Annotated in this window: 16 protein-coding genes; 6 read left to right on the top strand and 10 right to left on the bottom strand. The window is 69.9% G+C overall.

Annotated features, from left to right (window positions below; translation table 11 throughout):
- Positions 1-56: 56 nt before the first annotated feature.
- Together ACIA1L_RS01680 and ACIA1L_RS01675 are read right to left on the bottom strand one after the other, a co-directional pair.
- Positions 57-1,346 (bottom strand): class I SAM-dependent RNA methyltransferase, encoded by a 1,290-nt coding sequence (locus tag ACIA1L_RS01680; protein ID WP_396070402.1) that lies wholly within the window; start codon positions 1,344-1,346, stop codon positions 57-59.
- Positions 1,343-3,391: an APC family permease gene (locus ACIA1L_RS01675; protein WP_396070401.1), complete on the bottom strand. Its 2,049-nt coding sequence runs from the start codon at positions 3,389-3,391 to the stop codon at positions 1,343-1,345. Before ACIA1L_RS01675 ends, ACIA1L_RS01680 begins: the two co-directional genes overlap by 4 nt.
- A 115-nt stretch (positions 3,392-3,506) precedes the next feature.
- Here ACIA1L_RS01675 and ACIA1L_RS01670 point away from each other — a divergent pair, with 115 nt between their 5' ends.
- Positions 3,507-4,172, top strand: coding sequence for a potassium channel family protein (locus ACIA1L_RS01670; RefSeq protein ID WP_396070400.1), 666 nt, complete (start codon positions 3,507-3,509; stop codon positions 4,170-4,172).
- Complete coding sequence (locus ACIA1L_RS01665; protein WP_396070983.1) at positions 4,169-4,849, top strand: potassium channel family protein; 681 nt, start codon at positions 4,169-4,171, stop codon at positions 4,847-4,849. Before ACIA1L_RS01670 ends, ACIA1L_RS01665 begins: the two co-directional genes overlap by 4 nt.
- Here the strand turns inward: ACIA1L_RS01665 and ACIA1L_RS01660 are convergent.
- The 4 genes from ACIA1L_RS01660 to dut all read right to left on the bottom strand — a co-directional run bounded on the left by ACIA1L_RS01660 (position 4,842) and on the right by dut (position 7,414).
- A complete protein-coding gene (locus ACIA1L_RS01660) occupies positions 4,842-5,627 on the bottom strand; it encodes a DUF3159 domain-containing protein (RefSeq protein ID WP_396070399.1) in 786 nt (261 codons plus the stop codon). The genes ACIA1L_RS01665 and ACIA1L_RS01660 overlap by 8 nt on opposite strands.
- On the bottom strand, positions 5,624-6,004 hold the full coding sequence (locus ACIA1L_RS01655) for an OB-fold nucleic acid binding domain-containing protein (protein WP_396070398.1): 381 nt from the start codon (positions 6,002-6,004) through the stop codon (positions 5,624-5,626). The genes ACIA1L_RS01660 and ACIA1L_RS01655 overlap by 4 nt, the downstream gene beginning before the upstream one ends.
- Positions 6,005-6,178: 174 nt before the next feature.
- The gene (locus tag ACIA1L_RS01650) at positions 6,179-6,925 is read right to left on the bottom strand and encodes a DUF3710 domain-containing protein (RefSeq protein WP_396070397.1); all 747 of its coding nucleotides are present in this window, start codon (positions 6,923-6,925) and stop codon (positions 6,179-6,181) included.
- Complete coding sequence (gene dut, locus ACIA1L_RS01645) at positions 6,926-7,414, bottom strand: dUTP diphosphatase (RefSeq protein WP_396070396.1); 489 nt, start codon at positions 7,412-7,414, stop codon at positions 6,926-6,928.
- A gap of 93 nt (positions 7,415-7,507) precedes the next feature.
- On the opposite strand from dut, the gene ACIA1L_RS01640 reads away from it, so the two are divergent.
- On the top strand, positions 7,508-8,002 hold the full coding sequence (locus tag ACIA1L_RS01640; RefSeq protein ID WP_396070394.1) for a DUF3093 domain-containing protein: 495 nt from the start codon (positions 7,508-7,510) through the stop codon (positions 8,000-8,002).
- Here the strand turns inward: ACIA1L_RS01640 and ACIA1L_RS01635 are convergent.
- Together ACIA1L_RS01635 and ACIA1L_RS01630 are read right to left on the bottom strand one after the other, a co-directional pair.
- Positions 7,999-8,859: a hypothetical protein gene (locus tag ACIA1L_RS01635; protein WP_396070393.1), complete on the bottom strand. Its 861-nt coding sequence runs from the start codon at positions 8,857-8,859 to the stop codon at positions 7,999-8,001. The genes ACIA1L_RS01640 and ACIA1L_RS01635 overlap by 4 nt on opposite strands.
- Positions 8,860-9,021: 162 nt before the next feature.
- The gene (locus ACIA1L_RS01630) at positions 9,022-9,318 is read right to left on the bottom strand and encodes a DUF4193 domain-containing protein (RefSeq protein WP_023561654.1); all 297 of its coding nucleotides are present in this window, start codon (positions 9,316-9,318) and stop codon (positions 9,022-9,024) included.
- Between the two features lie 375 nt (positions 9,319-9,693).
- Between ACIA1L_RS01630 and ACIA1L_RS01625 the strand changes: the two genes are divergently transcribed.
- Positions 9,694-10,233 carry a LytR C-terminal domain-containing protein gene (locus tag ACIA1L_RS01625; RefSeq protein WP_396070392.1) on the top strand — a complete coding sequence of 180 codons (540 nt, stop codon included), beginning with the start codon at positions 9,694-9,696 and terminating at the stop codon, positions 10,231-10,233.
- A gap of 5 nt (positions 10,234-10,238) precedes the next feature.
- Here the strand turns inward: ACIA1L_RS01625 and ACIA1L_RS01620 are convergent, their stop codons facing one another.
- Complete coding sequence (locus tag ACIA1L_RS01620; RefSeq protein ID WP_396070391.1) at positions 10,239-11,057, bottom strand: inositol monophosphatase family protein; 819 nt, start codon at positions 11,055-11,057, stop codon at positions 10,239-10,241.
- 254 nt (positions 11,058-11,311) lie between these two features.
- Between ACIA1L_RS01620 and ACIA1L_RS01615 the strand changes: the two genes are divergently transcribed.
- Together ACIA1L_RS01615 and ACIA1L_RS01610 are read left to right on the top strand one after the other, a co-directional pair.
- The gene (locus ACIA1L_RS01615) at positions 11,312-12,865 is read left to right on the top strand and encodes an RNA polymerase sigma factor (protein ID WP_396070389.1); all 1,554 of its coding nucleotides are present in this window, start codon (positions 11,312-11,314) and stop codon (positions 12,863-12,865) included.
- 442 nt (positions 12,866-13,307) lie between these two features.
- Positions 13,308-13,547 carry a hypothetical protein gene (locus tag ACIA1L_RS01610; RefSeq protein ID WP_396070388.1) on the top strand — a complete coding sequence of 80 codons (240 nt, stop codon included), beginning with the start codon at positions 13,308-13,310 and terminating at the stop codon, positions 13,545-13,547.
- A gap of 420 nt (positions 13,548-13,967) precedes the next feature.
- On the opposite strand, the gene ACIA1L_RS01605 is transcribed toward ACIA1L_RS01610, so the two are convergent.
- A complete protein-coding gene (locus ACIA1L_RS01605) occupies positions 13,968-15,701 on the bottom strand; it encodes a DEAD/DEAH box helicase (protein ID WP_396070387.1) in 1,734 nt (577 codons plus the stop codon).
- Between the last annotated feature and the right edge of the window lie 101 nt (positions 15,702-15,802).

Here is a 15,802-nt window from a genome sequence, read left to right as displayed (position 1 = left end):
CCCGATGCATTACTGCGATGTCCTCCACAAAACCTGCACATCAGCCGGACAGAGACTCACGTCACAGTGACATCGTCGGTGACCAGCAGCGCCACGCATTCCACGTGCTGAGTCATCGGGAAACAGTCGTACGCCCGGAAGCTTTCGACCCGCCAACCCGCCCCGGCAAAGGTCTTGATGTCCCGAGCCAACGCCGCCGGGTCACAGGCGACGTAGACGACCGCCCGGGGCTGTGCCGCGGCGACCGCCCGCACGACCCTGGCGCCGGCCCCGCTGCGCGGCGGGTCCAGCACGACCAGATCGACCGGCCCGGTGATCCGCCGCCGAGCCAGCGCGGCGTCGACCTTGGCGGCGACGACCTCCACCCCGGGCACGTCGGCGAGGTTGCGCCGGGCGGCCGCGACGCCCACCGGCGAGGACTCGACGACCGTGGTGCGTGCGCCAGTCCGGGCCGCCACTGCCGCGGCGAACAGGCCGGCTCCGCCGTACAGGTCCCAGCAGATCTCGCCGGGCTGCGGATCCAGCAGGTCGAGCACAGCGGTCACGAGCGTGTCCGCGGCAGCGGGATGGATCTGCCAGAAGCTGTCGGCGGGCACCTGCCACTCACGCCCGGCCGCCACCTCACGCACCTCGGGCGAGCCGGCGATGAGCGAGGTTTCCCCGTCCGCTTCAGCGAGCACCGATTCGTCCGGCGCGGCCGACCGGCGCGCGAGCACGGTGACGTCCCCACCGGTCGAGGCGACGGCCTCGACCGCGTCGACGCCAGGCCAGGTCCGGGCCGTGATGTCCAGCTCGTGCAGCCGAGGATGGGCGATCCGGCAGAAGTCGATCGGCACGACCTCGTGCGAGCGGTGCTTCAGCAACCCGGGGCGGTCCGCGGCGTCCACCGCGTAACGGATCCGCGAGCGCCAGCCCAGCGGTCCACCCGGCAGCTCCCGGACGGTCGGATCCAGCGCGTCGATCCGCTCACCACTCAACCCGCCGAGGCGGGCGAGCAGATCCCGGACCACCGCGGTCTTCCAGTCACGTTGCGCTCGCGGGGCGACGTGCTGCACGTCGCACCCGCCGCAACCCCCGGGATGCGCGTACGGGCAAGGCGCCGCAACCCGATCCGGCGACGCCTCGTGCACCTCCACCGCGTCCGCACGCAGGTAGCCCCGGTGCAGCTCGGTGATCTCCACGGTGACCCGCTCCCCCGGCAGGGCATGCCGCACGAACACCACCCGGCCGTACTCCCCGCCGAGCCGCGCCACACAGTGCCCGCCGTGTGCGGGAGCTCCCACTACCAGCTCGACCCGGTCCCCTTCGACCAGGTCGTCCCCGGCCACATCCACCGCCGCGGTCATCGGGCCTCATCCCGCTCGGAGGTGCCGACCGTGCCGGACTCCACCGGAGTGTCGGTGTGCCGGGTACGCGGTCCGCGGGCGGGCACCCTGGTGAAGTTCTTGTCGATCCGGTCGAGGTCGCGGTCCTGGCTGGAGCGCAGCTGCCAGGGCACGCTGGTCACCATCACGCCGGGCTCGAACAGCAGCCGGCCCTTGATCCGCAGCGCGCTCTGGTTGTGCAGCAGGTTCTCCCACCAGCGGCCGACCACGTACTCCGGGACGAAGACGGTGACCACGTCTCGGGGTGAGCCACGACGCACGCTCTTCACATAGTCGATGATCGGCTTGGTGATCTCCCGGTACGGCGAGTCGACCACGGTCAGTGGCACCGGCACCTGACGCCGCTCCCATTCCTCCTGGATCCTGCGGGTGTCCTTGTCGTCGACGTTCACGGTGACCGCGGTCAACGTGTCCGGCCGGGTGGCCCGGGCGTACGCCACCGCCCGCAGGGTCGGCAGGTGCACCTTGCTGACCAGCACGATCGCGTGGTTGCGCGAGGGCAGCACCGGCCGCTCGTCGGTCGGTTCGAGCTCCTCGGACACCCGCACGTAGTGCTTGCGGATGCTCAGCATGAGCACGTAGATCACGATCATCCCGACGATGGCGATCCAGGCGCCGAGCAGGAACTTGGTGATCAGGACGACGATCAGTACGGCCCCGGTCAGCGCCATGCCGACGGTGTTGATGCCGCGCGACCGGTACATCTGCCGGCGCCGGTTCGGGTCGCGCTGGGTCCGCAACAGGCGGTTCCAGTGCCGGATCATGCCGGCCTGGGACAGCGTGAACGACACGAAGACGCCGACGATGTAGAGCTGGATCAGCCGGGTCACCTCGGCGTCGAACGACACGATCAACACGATGGCCGCGATGGCGAGAAAGATGATGCCGTTGCTGAACGCCAGGCGGTCGCCGCGGGTGTGCAGCTGGCGCGGCAGATAGCGGTCCTGGGCGAGGATCGAGCCGAGCACCGGGAAGCCGTTGAAGGCGGTGTTGGCGGCCAGGAAGAGGATCAGGGCGGTGACCGCGCCGACCACGTACAACAGGGCCGAGCCGCTGCCGAAGACCGTCTCGCCGAGCTGGGCCACCACGGTCTTCTGCACGTAGTTCGGCGGGCCGGCGACGATCTGCTTGGCGTCCTCGACGAACTGCAGGCCAGTGGCGTGGGCCAGCATCACCATGCCGACCAGCATCATGATCGACACGCTGCCGAGCAGCAGCAGGGTGGTCGCGGCGTTCTTGCTCTTCGGCGCCTTGAAGGCGGGCACGCCGTTGGAGATGGCCTCGACGCCGGTCAGCGCGGCACAGCCGGACGAGAAGGTCCGCAGCAGCAGGAACACGAAGCCGATGCTGGTCAGATGGTGTTCCTCGGCGTCGATGGTCAGGTCCGCGCTGGGCGCCCGCAGGTCGTGGCCGAGCACGTAGACCCGGACCAGGCCGGTGAGCAGCATGCCGACGATGACCACGATGAACGCGTACGTGGGGATCGCGAACGCCGTCCCCGACTCGCGCAACCCGCGCAGGTTGAGCGCCGCCAGGATGGCGACCGCGCTGAGGGCGATGAGAATCTTGTGCTCGGCCACGAACGGGATGACCGAGCCCAGGTTGGTGACGCCGGCGCTGATCGACACCGCGACGGTGAGGATGTAGTCGACCAGCAGCGCGCTGGCGACCGCCACCCCGAACCGCGGACCGAGGTTGACCGTCGCCACCTCATAGTCGCCGCCGCCCGACGGGTACGCGTGCACGTTCTGCCGGTAGCTCGCCACCACGACGACCATGACGACCGCGACGGCCAGCGTGATCCACGGCGAGTAGATGAAGGCGGTGGCACCCGCGATGGACAGCGTCAGCAGGATCTCGTCGGGCGCGTAGGCGACGCTCGACAGCGCGTCCGACGCGAACACGGGCAGCGCGATCCGCTTCGGCAGCAACGTGTGTTGCAGCCGGTCGGAGCGGAAGGGCCGGCCGAGCAGCAGGCGCTTAGCTAAGGAGGTCGAACTCGCCACAAGCGCCAAGACTACGGCTGGGCACCCAAGGCTGTTGCCCGCCCCGGCCACCGCCCGCCGATCCGGCATGGCACGCTCAAGGCGAGAAGGCATCCTCCTGGGAGGCGCGAAAACCTTGCACGTGGTGATCATGGGCTGCGGGCGGCTCGGCTCGACGCTCGCGCACAAGCTCGATGCCCGCGGCCATTCGGTCGCCGTCATCGACCAGAATTCCGACGCCTTCCGCCGGCTCGGCGCCGAGTTCGACGGCGAGACCGTCACCGGCATCGGCTTCGACCGGGACGTCATGCGCCAGGCCGGTATCGAGCGGGCGGACGCATTCGCCGCCGTCTCCAGCGGCGACAACTCGAACATCATCTCGGCCCGGCTGGCCCGGGAGACGTTCGGCGTGTCGCGGGTCGTGGCCCGCATCTACGACGCTCGGCGCGCCCTGGTCTATGAGCGCCTGGGCATCCCGACCGTGGCGACTATCCGCTGGGCTGCCGACCGAATGGTCCGGCACCTGGTGCCGGAGGGCACCGTCGAGGTCTTCCGCGACCCCACCAGCGCCGTCTCGATCGTCGAGGCGCCGCTGCACCGCGACTGGGTGGGCAAGTCGCTCGCCGCGCTGGAGGACGCCGTCGGCACCCGGGTCGCCTATCTGATGCGCTTCGGCATCGGCTCGCTGGCGACGCCATCCACCGTCATCCAGGACGGTGACCAGGTGTTCCTCCTGGTCACCGACGACATCGTCGATGCTGTCCTCGCCGCGGCCGCGAGCGTTGGGGTGGGGGGACACTGACCATGCGAATTGCCATCGCGGGCGCCGGCAACGTGGGCCGGTCCATCGCCCAGGAACTCATCGGCAACGGCCACCAAGTGATGCTGATCGAGCGCCAGCCTCGCCAGTTGCGCCCGGAGCGGGTCCCTGCGGCCGATTGGGTGCTGGCGGACGCGTGCGAGGTCAGCAGCCTCGAGGAAGCTGATGTGGCCGGCTGCGACGTGGTCATCGCCGCCACCGGGGACGACAAGGCCAACCTGGTGGTGTCGCTGTTAGCCAAGACCGAGTTCGCGGTCAACCGGGTGGTGGCCCGGGTCAACCGCGCCGAGAACGAGTGGCTCTTCACCGAGCAGTGGGGTGTCGACGTTGCGGTGAGTAAGCCGCGTCTGATGGCCGCCCTGGTCGAGGAGGCGGTCACCGTCGGCGACCTGGTCCGGCTGATGACCTTCCGGCAGGGTGAGGCCAACCTGGTCGAGATCACGCTGCCCGCCAACGCACCGTACGTGGGTCAGCCGGTCCGTGACGTGCCCATGCCCCGCGACTCGGCGCTGGTTGCCGTGCTGCGCGGCAAGCGGGTGCTGGTGCCGACGCCGGACGACCCGCTGGAGGCCGGCGACGAGCTGATCTTCGTCTGCACCTCGGAGGTGGAGGACGCGGTCCGCGCCGTCGTCCTCGGCAAGATCGGCGAGGTCAGCTAGTCGGCTGCTGCTCTTGCTCCGCTGCCTGGGCCGCCGTCACCCGGTGCACGGCCCAGGCGGTGAAAGCCAGGGTGGCGGCGTAGATGGGCCAGCTGATCAGCACCCGGACCAGGCCGATCGCGTTCGCCTCGTCGGCAAGCCAGAGCCAGCCCTGCACGCCCGCGCGCACGAACAGCGAGGCAGCCCAGACCAACGTCAACCATTGAAACGTACGGAACAAGCGCGGGTTGTCGAACCAGTCGTGCTTGCCGCCGTTCGCCAGCACGCCCCACACGTACCCGATGATCGGGCGACGGACGGCGACCGAACCGATCAGAACGACCACCTGGCCCAGGGTGAGCAGGATGCCCGGCAGGTAGAAGTTCTTGGCGTCGCCGGTGCGCCAGGCCAGGAAGGCGCCGATCGCGATGCCGAACAGGCCGTTGACCGCGTGCCGGATCGGCTCCTTGCGGCTCAGCCGGTAGGCCCCGATGACCAGCGCCGAGCCGACGCTGCCACCGATCGCCCAGGCCAGCGCCGTCTTCTTCGGCAGGTCGAGGACGCTTTCGCCCAGCAGCACGTTGAGCAGCACGAACGCCAACACCGGCACGCTCGACTCGATGAGCCCGCGGACCCCGCCGAGTTGCTCGGAGATCTGCTCGCTCATCGAGGGAAGCGGTTCCTCCTCGTCCTGCGCCGGCTTGACCGGGTGCAGGTCGAGTTCCTCGACAACCTCCTCGGCGACCCGCTCCTCGACCGTCTCGTGGGCGGCGTGACGGGGTTCGCTGCCGGGTGTCACCGGGGCGCCTCCAGCTCGTAGTACGGGTTGTAGATGACCTTACGGTCGTCGCGGATAGCGATCCGGCCACGCGCGGTGAGCTGACGCCCCGGCTCGATGCCGACGATCGATCGGCGACCCAGGAAGACGAGCGTGACCACGTCACTGCCGTCGTAGAGGTCGGCCTCCACCGTCGGCAGGTTGGTGCGAGGAGTGTATGCCACCGTCCGCAGCCGTCCCGACACGGAGACGACCTGACCACGCTGGCACTGCCCGGCCGGCATGGCCCCGCACTTCGCGCTGTCTCGTTGCAGATCCTGCGCGTCGAGTTCCTCCGCGGAGGCCGTCAGCCGGTCCAGGAACCGGCGCAGTCCACTGGTGCGCTCATCGGTCGTCATGACCTCGTGCCACCTCTGTCGGCGAGATCCCACCGGCGGGGGTACCGGCGGACGGCCCCAGTGTGATCAGGGACCGTCCGTCCACGGTACGCCGGAAGCGCACCAGGTGACCTAGGTCACGGGAGGCAATTTCGATCTTCCGCCGCCCGCCCAGCCAGCACTCTCAGCGCTTTCTCAGCGGGGCTGCCGGCCGTTGGGCGGTACGTCCGGAGGTGTCGGATCCTCGTGCACGTGATCGTGGTGGTCGTGGTCGTGGTGGTCGTGGTCGTGGTGCCCGTGGTCATGCGCGTGCTGCTCGGCGGCCTCAGCCATCTCCCGCGGCAGACGCAGCGGCAACGCCTCGCGCACCGGGCGGGCCTCGTCGTCACGCACCACCACCAGACCGCGCAGGCACTCGCCCAACACGCCCTCCTGGCTCGGGTCAGCCGCGGCCAACCCCTGGAACAGGGCACGGACCATCCACCGCGGCCCGTCCACCCCGACGAACCGCACGTCAGCCGGGCCGTCGGGCGTGTTGACCCGCGCCGCCAGCTCCACGCCGTACGGGCCGTCGAACTCGCGCGGGGAGGCGCCGTCCGCCTTCATGGCGCCCGTGATCTCCTCGCGGATCTCGTCCCAGATCCCCTCGGACCGGGGCGCGGCGAACACGCCGACCTGAAGGGCGCTGTTGTCGTGCACCAGCACGATCTGCTCCACGCCGCCCTCCGGGTTGGCCTGCACCCGCACCTCGACGCCCTCGACCGCGGGAATCATCAGGCTGCCCAGGTCGAGCAGCTGGACCCCGCCGGGTGCCTGCGCACTGTCCCAGGGACCGAACTCGGGGGCCGGCGGCAGGTCACCCATGCTCTGGGCCAGCGCCGACGTCTGGGGCGCGTCGTCCGGGCGTTCGTGCCGCGGGCCTCCGCGCTTGCGGGAGAACATCTACCTGCCACCTTCCCGATTCGAAAAGACTGCTCCGGGTACGCTCGCGGCCCCCGCATGCCCGCCGGTGGAACCGTGGCCGCCGGTGCCGCGCGCGGTGTCGCCGAGCTCCTCGACAACGTGGAACACGGCCCGTTCGACCCGCTGGACCACGAGCTGGGCGATCCGGTCGCCCCGCGAAAGGGCCACCGCTCGCTCCCGATCATGGTTGATGAGATTCACCAGGATCTCACCGCGGTAGCCGGCGTCGACCGTACCGGGCGCGTTGAGCACCGTCACACCCAGGCGGGCTGCCAATCCGGAGCGTGGATGCACCAGTCCCACGTACCCGTCCGGCAGCGCGATAGCCACCCCCGTCGGCACCAGCTTCCGCTCGCCCGGTGCCAGCTCCACATCCTGAGCCGCGTACAGGTCGGCGCCCGCGTCACCAGGGTGCGCGTAGGCCGGTACCGGCAGGCCAGGGTCGAGCAGACGGACCTGGATGTCCACGGGCAAGAATCCTCACGTCGAGCGGATCGGGGCGGCACCCACCCTGCCATCCTGCCGTTCTGTCCGCCGGAGGCGCGCCGTACCCTCACCAGCGTGACATCCGCGCCCTCCGCCCGCACGGCCGAGCCCGCCGCGTACGCCGAGCGACTGCGCACGCCCTGGTGGATGTGGCTGACGGCCATCGCACTGGGCGGCCTGCTCAGTGCGGAGATCTGGATGGGCTACGACGGCCTCCGCGCCTGGGTGCCGTTCGTCGTGCTGATGCCGCTCTCGGCGCTCCTGCCCTGGTGGCTGGGCCGCCTCCGAGTAGCCGTGACAGCGACTGAGTTCCAGGTCGACGACGCTCGGCTGCCGCTCGGGGTCGTCGCGGACGTCGTTGCGCTGGACGCCGACGGTCGGCGTGAGGTGCTGGGCGTCGGGTCGCACCCGCTGGCCTTCGTGGTCCAGCGACCCTGGATCAAGGGCGCGGTGCAGGTGGTCCTCGACGACCCGACCGATCCCACCCCGTTCTGGGTGGTGAGCACGCGGCGCCCGGTCGAGCTGGCGACCGCCCTGCTTGCCGCGCGACGCGCGCAGGGCTCGGCCTAGCCGGCAATTTCCTTGCGCTTCTTGCGCAGGTCCTTGATCAGGCTGTCGCCCAGGTTGCGGGTGGCCCGGCGATTCAGATAGCTGGCGACCGCGGCACCGGTCAGCAGCGGACCCAACGTGGTGAGATTGCGGCCGAACCGCTTCAGCAGGCTCTGCTGGAGCTCCTTGCGGGCCGCGGTGCCGAGCACCGTGGCAATGCCGACGCCGGGGACCAGCGGGTTGACGCCACGCTGGCCGGACCACGCCTGAATCAGGGCCGCAGCGCGCTGCCCCGCGGTGCCGGTCACCGGGTGGCCGTACACCTCGTGCAGCTCACCGATCAGCTTGAGCTCGATGGCAACCACACCGACCGTCTCGGCGGCCAGCAGGACCGGAGCCGACAGCAACGTGGGCGTGGCAACCCACTCCAGCGAAGCCACACCGCCACCGGCAGCGCCCACTCCGGCGGTGGCTCGCGCCGCGTTGCGCACCAGCCGCTCGGCGAGCTCGTCACCGTCCAGGCCGGCGAAATGCCGGCGCAGCGTGGCCGCATCACGGATCGGCACGTGCGGAGCGACATCGGCGACCACGTCGGCCATCCAGCGCAACGCCGCCTTCGGGCGGAACAGCCGGCCCAAGCCGCTGCGGCGGACATCGCCCGCCAGCCGGCTCAGCAGGTGCCGCCGCTTGTCGGGGGCCAGATCGTCGGCCGTCAACGCCGCCACCGTGGCCCCGATGCCGTCGTCCCCGGCCGGGACGGCGGCATCCGCCTGCGGTCGTACGGAATCGGGATCTGCCGGCGTCCCTGCCGGGTCGACCTCGATGAGCTCACGCCCCGGCTCTGCGGTCGGTGCCGAGTTCTCGTCTGGGCGGCTCATAGTGGTCGACCTCCCGATCGTCTGCCGTCAGTGACCCCTCTACCCAAAGCGTCAGCCGGGCACACGGATCACTCGTCGCACGATCCCTGGCGAACGCTAGGGGTCACACGACGCCCGGCCGTCGACGACGACCGGGTGGCTCCCACACCGCCAGTACGCCGGTCAGGCGCACTCGCGGCAGATCAGTTCTCCGTTGCGTTCCACCGCCAGCTGGCTACGGTGGTGGACGAGGAAACAGCGAGCGCAGCGGAACTCGTCGGTCTGCATCGGCAGGACCTTGACGGTGAGTTCCTCGTCGGCCAGGTCAGCGCCGGGGAGCTCGAAGCTCTCCGCCACCTCGACCTCGTCGACGTCCACTGCGCCCGACTGCGAGTCGGCGCGGCGGGCCTTGAGCTCTTCGAGGCTGTCCTCGCCGAGGTCGACCTCGTCGCGACGCGGGGCGTCGTAGTCGGTGGCCATCGGTCTTCACTCTCCTGTATCGATGTGTCACTTGGCGTAAGTAACGCCGGCAGCGACGTTTCGGTTCCCGTTGTGACGGACTTTTCTCCCCGGCCCGGACAGCAGGGAACGATCGTCCGCCGAGGCGCCCACACCCCCTTGCGAAACAGCCCCGGCAAACGCGGCACCTTACCGCCCGGGTGCGAGGCTTGTACGTCCATGGGCGGCCAATTGTTCCCGATGTGACTGAGGCGACATCAAGGTAGGGGGCACAGCCCGAGGATCATCGTCGGCGCGCCGGAAACATTCCCGGTTTCCGCGCGCGTCGGGACTAGACGCTAACCTCACCGGCAGACCCGTCCGTCACTCCACCACCTCACCCGGGAGTTCTGGCCCATGAGCTTTGCGCGCGTCCGAGCGCTCGTCGTCGTCGGCGTGCTCGCCGTGGCTGCGGTGGTCTTCGTTGTGGTGGCACTGGTCCGCGACACCCAGGGGGACGCCGTCGCTGACGGTGGCTGCCCGGACGGCTCCGTCCACGCCGACGTGAACCTGCCCGACAAGGCGCAGGAAGTCACGGTGAAGGTCTACAACGGCACCGACCAGCCGGGCCTGGCGGACAACGTCACCAACGAGTTCAAGAACCGCCAGTTCCAGACCCAGAAGCCCGCCGAAAACGACAAGAAGGTCGACGGGGTCGCGGTCATGCGGTACGGCCCCGAGGCGGTCGGCTCAGCCTGGCTGCTGCGGGCGTACTTCCTCAATCAGGCCGAGGTGCAGTACAACCCCAAGCGCAAGGGCAAGGTCGTCGACATAGCGATCGGCAGCCAGTTCTCGCAGCTCGCCACGAGCACCGAGGTCAACCAGTCGCTCGTCGAACTGGGCGAGCCGCAGGTCCCGGCGGGCGCCTGCGCGGCACCGGACAAGAAGGACTCCTGACGGCGTCAGGGGCCGCCCGCGGCGTCGAGCTCCACCAACGCGTCATGCAATGCGGGGAACAGGGCCGGGGGCGCGGCCACCAGCATGTCGACGCCCGGTGCCCGTCCGTCGAGTCCGGACACTCGCAGGCCCGCCTCGGTGGCGATGAGCCCGCCAGCCGCGTGGTCCCAGGGCTGCAGACCCTTCTCGAAGTAGACGTCCACGCTCCCCTCAGCCGCCGCGCACAGGTCCAGCGAGGCCGCACCGAAGCGGCGAATGTCCCGCACCCGAGTGATCAGCCCGGCCAGCACGGCCGCCTGGTGCGCGCGCCGAGCCGGGTCGTAGCCGAAGCCGGTCGCCGCCAGCGCCTGGTCCAGATCCGTGCGTACGGAGCCGCTGAGGCGCCGCTCGCCGCGCCACGCGCCGCCACCCAGGGTTGCCGTCCACTCGTCGCCCGTCGCGGCGTTACGGACCACTCCAGCGACCACCTCGCCGTCAACTTCCGCGGCGAGCGACACCGCGTACTGCGGGAGGCCGTAGAGGTAGTTCACCGTGCCGTCGATCGGGTCGAGGATCCACCGGACCCGGCCGGCAGGAGCGGGGCTGTCGCCGTACTCCTCGCCCAACACGCCGTCGCCGGGCCGCTCGCGGCGCAGCGCCTCGACCACCTCGCGCTCGACGGCCTTGTCAGCCGCCGTCACCACGTCGGTATCGGTACTCTTCGTCTGCACGTCGGTGATCGCTTCCGCGCGCATCCGCCGGGCCGTCTCCGCGGCCTCCCGCGCGATCCGTACGGCGATTGCCAGCAGTTTCTCCGGCGCCGGCACCTCGGCGTTCTCAGCCACTCCACACCGCCCTCTCAGCGGCTACCATTCTCCCGCCCGGCGTACGAAGCGAGGTCGGCGACCCCCCGCGGCGTGCTGCGACGAGAGGATCTCGCTGGACGGCGCTACAATTCACCCCTGCCCTCGCTTCACGGACACCCGCCTGCAAGCCTCGTCCGCGATCCGCGGGCTCCCACACCACACCGGCCAGCCTCGTTTGCCGCGTGCTGCGCTGGGCCCTTGGCCATTGTTTCTCGCCCTCCGGAAGGTCATTCGTGACAGAAGCCCACCAGACCGGTGCCGACGTTCGCTCTCTCACCGAGGCCCTGATCGCCCACGCGCAGGGTGCGGGCGGGCAGATCACGTCGGCCGAGGTCGTGCAGACGGTCGAGTCCGCCGAGGTGACTCCGGCGCAGGCCAAGAAGATCCTCCGCGCCCTCGTGGACGCGGGCGTCACGGTCGTCGTCGACGGCTCGGCCAGCACCCGCCGCCGGGTCGCCGCCGCGCGCGCCGCCACCCCCGCCTCGAAGGCCACCACCGCCAAAGCCACCCGGGCCCCCGCGGCCAAGAAGGCCGCTCCGGCGCCCAAGCAGGCGACCGAGGGCGATGGTGCCGCTCCGGCCGCGCCCGCCAAGAAGGCCGCCGCGAAGAAAGCCGGCCCCGCTGCCAAGAAGGCCGCTGGCCCGGCCAAGGCCGCCAAGGGCAAGGACGGCGAGCCCGTCGAGGGCGAAGAGATCGATCCCGAAGAGCTCGCCGCCGACATCGAGGACGTCGTCGTGGAGGAGCCGGCCGCCATGGTGCAGGCCGCCGCCACCGACGCCGCCAGCTCGGCCACCGACGGCGACTTCGAGTGGGACGACGAGGAGTCCGAGGCGCTCAAGCAGGCCCGCCGCGACGCTGAGCTGACCGCCTCGGCCGACTCGGTCCGCGCCTATCTGAAGCAGATCGGCAAGGTCCCCCTGCTGAACGCCGAGCAGGAGGTCGAGCTCGCCAAGCGCATCGAGGCCGGGCTCTACGCCGCCGAGCGGCTGCGCGCCTGCGACGAGGGCGAGGAGAAGCTCGACCGCAACTTCGAGCGCGACCTGCGCTGGATCGGCCGCGACGGCGAGCGCGCCAAGAACCACCTGCTCGAGGCCAACCTGCGCCTCGTGGTGTCGCTGGCCAAGCGCTACACCGGCCGCGGCATGGCGTTCCTGGACCTCATCCAGGAAGGCAACCTGGGCCTGATCCGCGCGGTCGAGAAGTTCGACTACACCAAGGGCTACAAGTTCTCCACGTACGCCACCTGGTGGATCCGCCAAGCCATCACCCGCGCCATGGCCGACCAGGCCCGCACCATCCGCATCCCGGTGCACATGGTCGAGGTCATCAACAAGCTCGGCCGCATCCAGCGCGAGCTGCTCCAGGACCTGGGCCGCGAGCCCACCCCGGAGGAGCTCGCCAAGGAGATGGACATCACCCCGGAGAAGGTGCTGGAGATCCAGCAGTACGCCCGGGAGCCCATCTCGCTGGACCAGACCATCGGCGACGAGGGCGACAGCCAGCTCGGCGACTTCATCGAGGACTCCGAGGCGGTCGTCGCGGTCGACGCGGTCTCGTTCTCGCTGCTGCAGGACCAGCTCCAGCAGGTGCTCCAGACGCTGTCCGAGCGGGAGGCGGGCGTGGTCCGGCTGCGCTTCGGCCTGACCGACGGCCAGCCGCGCACCCTCGACGAGATCGGCCAGGTCTACGGGGTGACCCGGGAGCGGATCCGGCAGATCGAGTCGAAGACGATGTCGAAGCTGCGGCACCCGTCGCGCTCGCAGGTCCTCCGCGACTACCTCGACTGACGCCTCCCTCAGCCCGCAGCGTGTTGTTCTCGGGCGGCAGATTCGCTGACCGCCTGGGAAACCCGCTGCGGGTAAGGAAGGGCGGCGCGGACTTGCCGAGGCGTTCGACGCGCGCGGGCTGCCGGTTTTCGCTGTCAGCGAACCAAGATCAGTTTTCCGGGTAGAGACACGGACAGCTTGATGAATACCGGAAAAGCGGTCAGGTAGTCAACAGTCTGTGCCCTTTTGGTCACTACCCGTACATCATCGAGTGGTGACCAGACCGTTGTGCAGAAGTGATCGTTGACGTGGCACCCTTGGGGCACGGCACACTAGCCCGACCACGTGTGACTTGGGTCCCCCCGGGGCACAGTGGGAAGGTCGCAGCGGCCAAGGATGTTGCACGATGGGTGAGCAGTAGCCGAGGAACATGTTCATCGGTGACGACCAGAGGAGGAAGGCGATGACCCCGACTCTCACGCCGCCGGCGGGAAGCGTGGCCGGAACAGCAGCCGATGAACGGTGCGACCGCTGCAATGCAGCTGGAAAGCTCCGTCTGACCCTGGCTGGTGGTGGCGAGCTGGTGTTCTGCGGACACCACGCCAACAGGTACGCCGAAGACCTGGTGAAGATCGCGGTGCAGTACGCGGCCGACCCCGAGTTCTCGTGGCGCGGCGCAGATATGATGTCTAACTCCAACTAACCCCCAATAGGCAGCGAAAGGGCGTCCCGCCGCCGGGACGCCCTTTTTTCCTGCCCCGAACGGGGGAACCCGACCGCTCCACCACCCCGGAATCCAGCACGCTCCGTGATCACATCCGGTCTTCGCGCCGCCGGGGGCGACCCCAGCCACGGCAACTCTGCCCGCCCACCGCAAAAACCCGCCTACCCGAAATTTCCCCCGACGACCGACGACGTGGCATTCAACCCGCCACTGCGCCGAGCTGCCGAGCTATTCCAGACTCGGCCTGAATGCCGCAACCGCCAGATCCGCGGAATGCCCCGCGCTGCCCGGGTCAACCGAAGGGCGCGCCATAGAGCCGTCAGGGTGTATCAGAGCGCCGCAGCGTCCCGCGAATCACCGGGCTCACCCACGAACACCCGCACGCTTCCACCGACCGGCTCAGAGAGTCTGAACCGTGGCTATGCGTTCTTCGAGCTGCTCGATCGTGGCTTGCGCACTCGGCGGCCCACCACACAACCGCCGCAGCTCGGCGTGAATCTTGCCGTGCGGCACATTGGTGCGGTGGTGGTGCGCCGCGACGAGGGCGTTCAAGCGTCGGCGCAGCGACACTCGCCGCTCGGCAGCGCTCATCGACGCCACCGGTTCGCGCGGAGCTGGGACAGCCTCGCTGGCGGGAGCCGACGCCGCTGCCTTCTTCTGGGCGGCCAGCTGCTCCGATTGCCGCTTGGTCAGCAGCACAGCGATTTGATCCGAGGTCAGCAGGCCCGGCAGGCCCAGATATTCCTCTTCCTCGGGCGTACCGGTCCGGGCGCCGGTGCCGAACGAGGCGCCGTCGTAGATCACCTGGTCGAGTTCGGCGGTGGCCGACAGGGCCTCGAAGCGCTTCTCCAGCTCGCCGGCGGCGTCCTCGGACTGCTGGGCGCGGTCGAGGAGGGTGTCGTCGAGGCCGTCCGGATCCTTGGGAGCGCCGAGGATGTGGTCGCGTTGGACCTCCATCTCGCTGGCCAGGCCGAGCAGGTGCGGCACGCTGGGCACGAACACGGTCGCCGTCTCGCCGGGGCGGCGGGCCCGCACGAACCGGCCGATGGCCTGGGCGAAGTAGAGCGGAGTGGAGGCGCTGGTGGCGTACACGCCGACAGCGAGGCGGGGAATGTCGACGCCCTCGGACACCATCCGGACGGCGACCATCCAGCGCTCGTCGGAGGCGGCGAACTCGCCGATCCGGGCCGAAGCGCCGTCGTCGTCGGAGAGGACCACCACGGCCGGCCGGCCGGTGATCTCGCCGAGCAGTTTCGCGTAGGCGCGGGCGGTCTGCTGGTCGCTCGCGATGACCAGGCCGCCGGCGTCCGTGATCCCGTGTTCGCGCAGCTTCGACAGCCGGGCGTCGGCCGCCCGCAGCACCTGCGGCATCCAGTCACCGCGGTGGTCGAGGGCAGTGCGCCACGCCTGCGCGATCAGGTCCTTGGTCATCGGCTCGCCGAGGCGGGCAGCCAACTCGTCACCGGCGCTGGTACGCCAGCGGGTCTCCCCCGAGTACGCCAGGAAGATCACCGGCCGGACGACACCGTCGCGCAGGGCGTCGCTGTAGCCGTACACGGAGTCGGAGCGGGAGCGTTGGAGGCCGTTGTCGCCGCGCTCGTACTCGACGAACGGGATGGGGTTGTCGTCGGAGCGGAACGGGGTGCCGGTCAGCATCAGCCGCCGCTCGGCCTCGTCGAAGGCCTGCTTGACCCCGTCACCCCAGGTACGCGAGTCGCCGGCGTGGTGGATCTCGTCGAGGATCACCATCGTCGGGCGGGTCATCGTGCGCCGCCGGTGCACGGCCGGCGCCATGCCCACCTGCGCGTACGTGAGCACGGCCCCGTGGAAGTCCCGGGAGCTGTGCACGTCGGAGTTGCGGAACGCCGAGTCGAGTTGAATGCCCACCCGGGCCGCGGCTTGCGACCACTGGGTCTTGAGGTGCTCGGTGGGGCAGACCACCGTGACCGCTTCGATGGTGCCGTCGCAGAGCAGCTCGGCGGCGATGCGCAGCGCGAAGGTGGTCTTGCCGGCGCCGGGAGTCGCGACCGCCATGAAGTCCGCGGAGCGTTTGCGCAGGTAGCGCACGAGCGCCTTGCGCTGCCAGTCACGCAGGGCTGGGAAGGTTTCGAGATTCGGCAACGGCGGGCTCAAGCTGCGGAGATCCCTTCCATTCACACAAACGCCCCCGCGGAATGCCGCGGAGGCTGCGCCAAGCATAGCGGCGACAAGCTGGATCCCGTCGCGGCGTGACC

The sequence above is a fragment of the Actinoplanes sp. NPDC051859 genome (genome assembly GCF_044452725.1).
Classification (GTDB): domain Bacteria; phylum Actinomycetota; class Actinomycetes; order Mycobacteriales; family Micromonosporaceae; genus Actinoplanes.
This window is presented reverse-complemented; position numbering and strand designations above follow the sequence as displayed.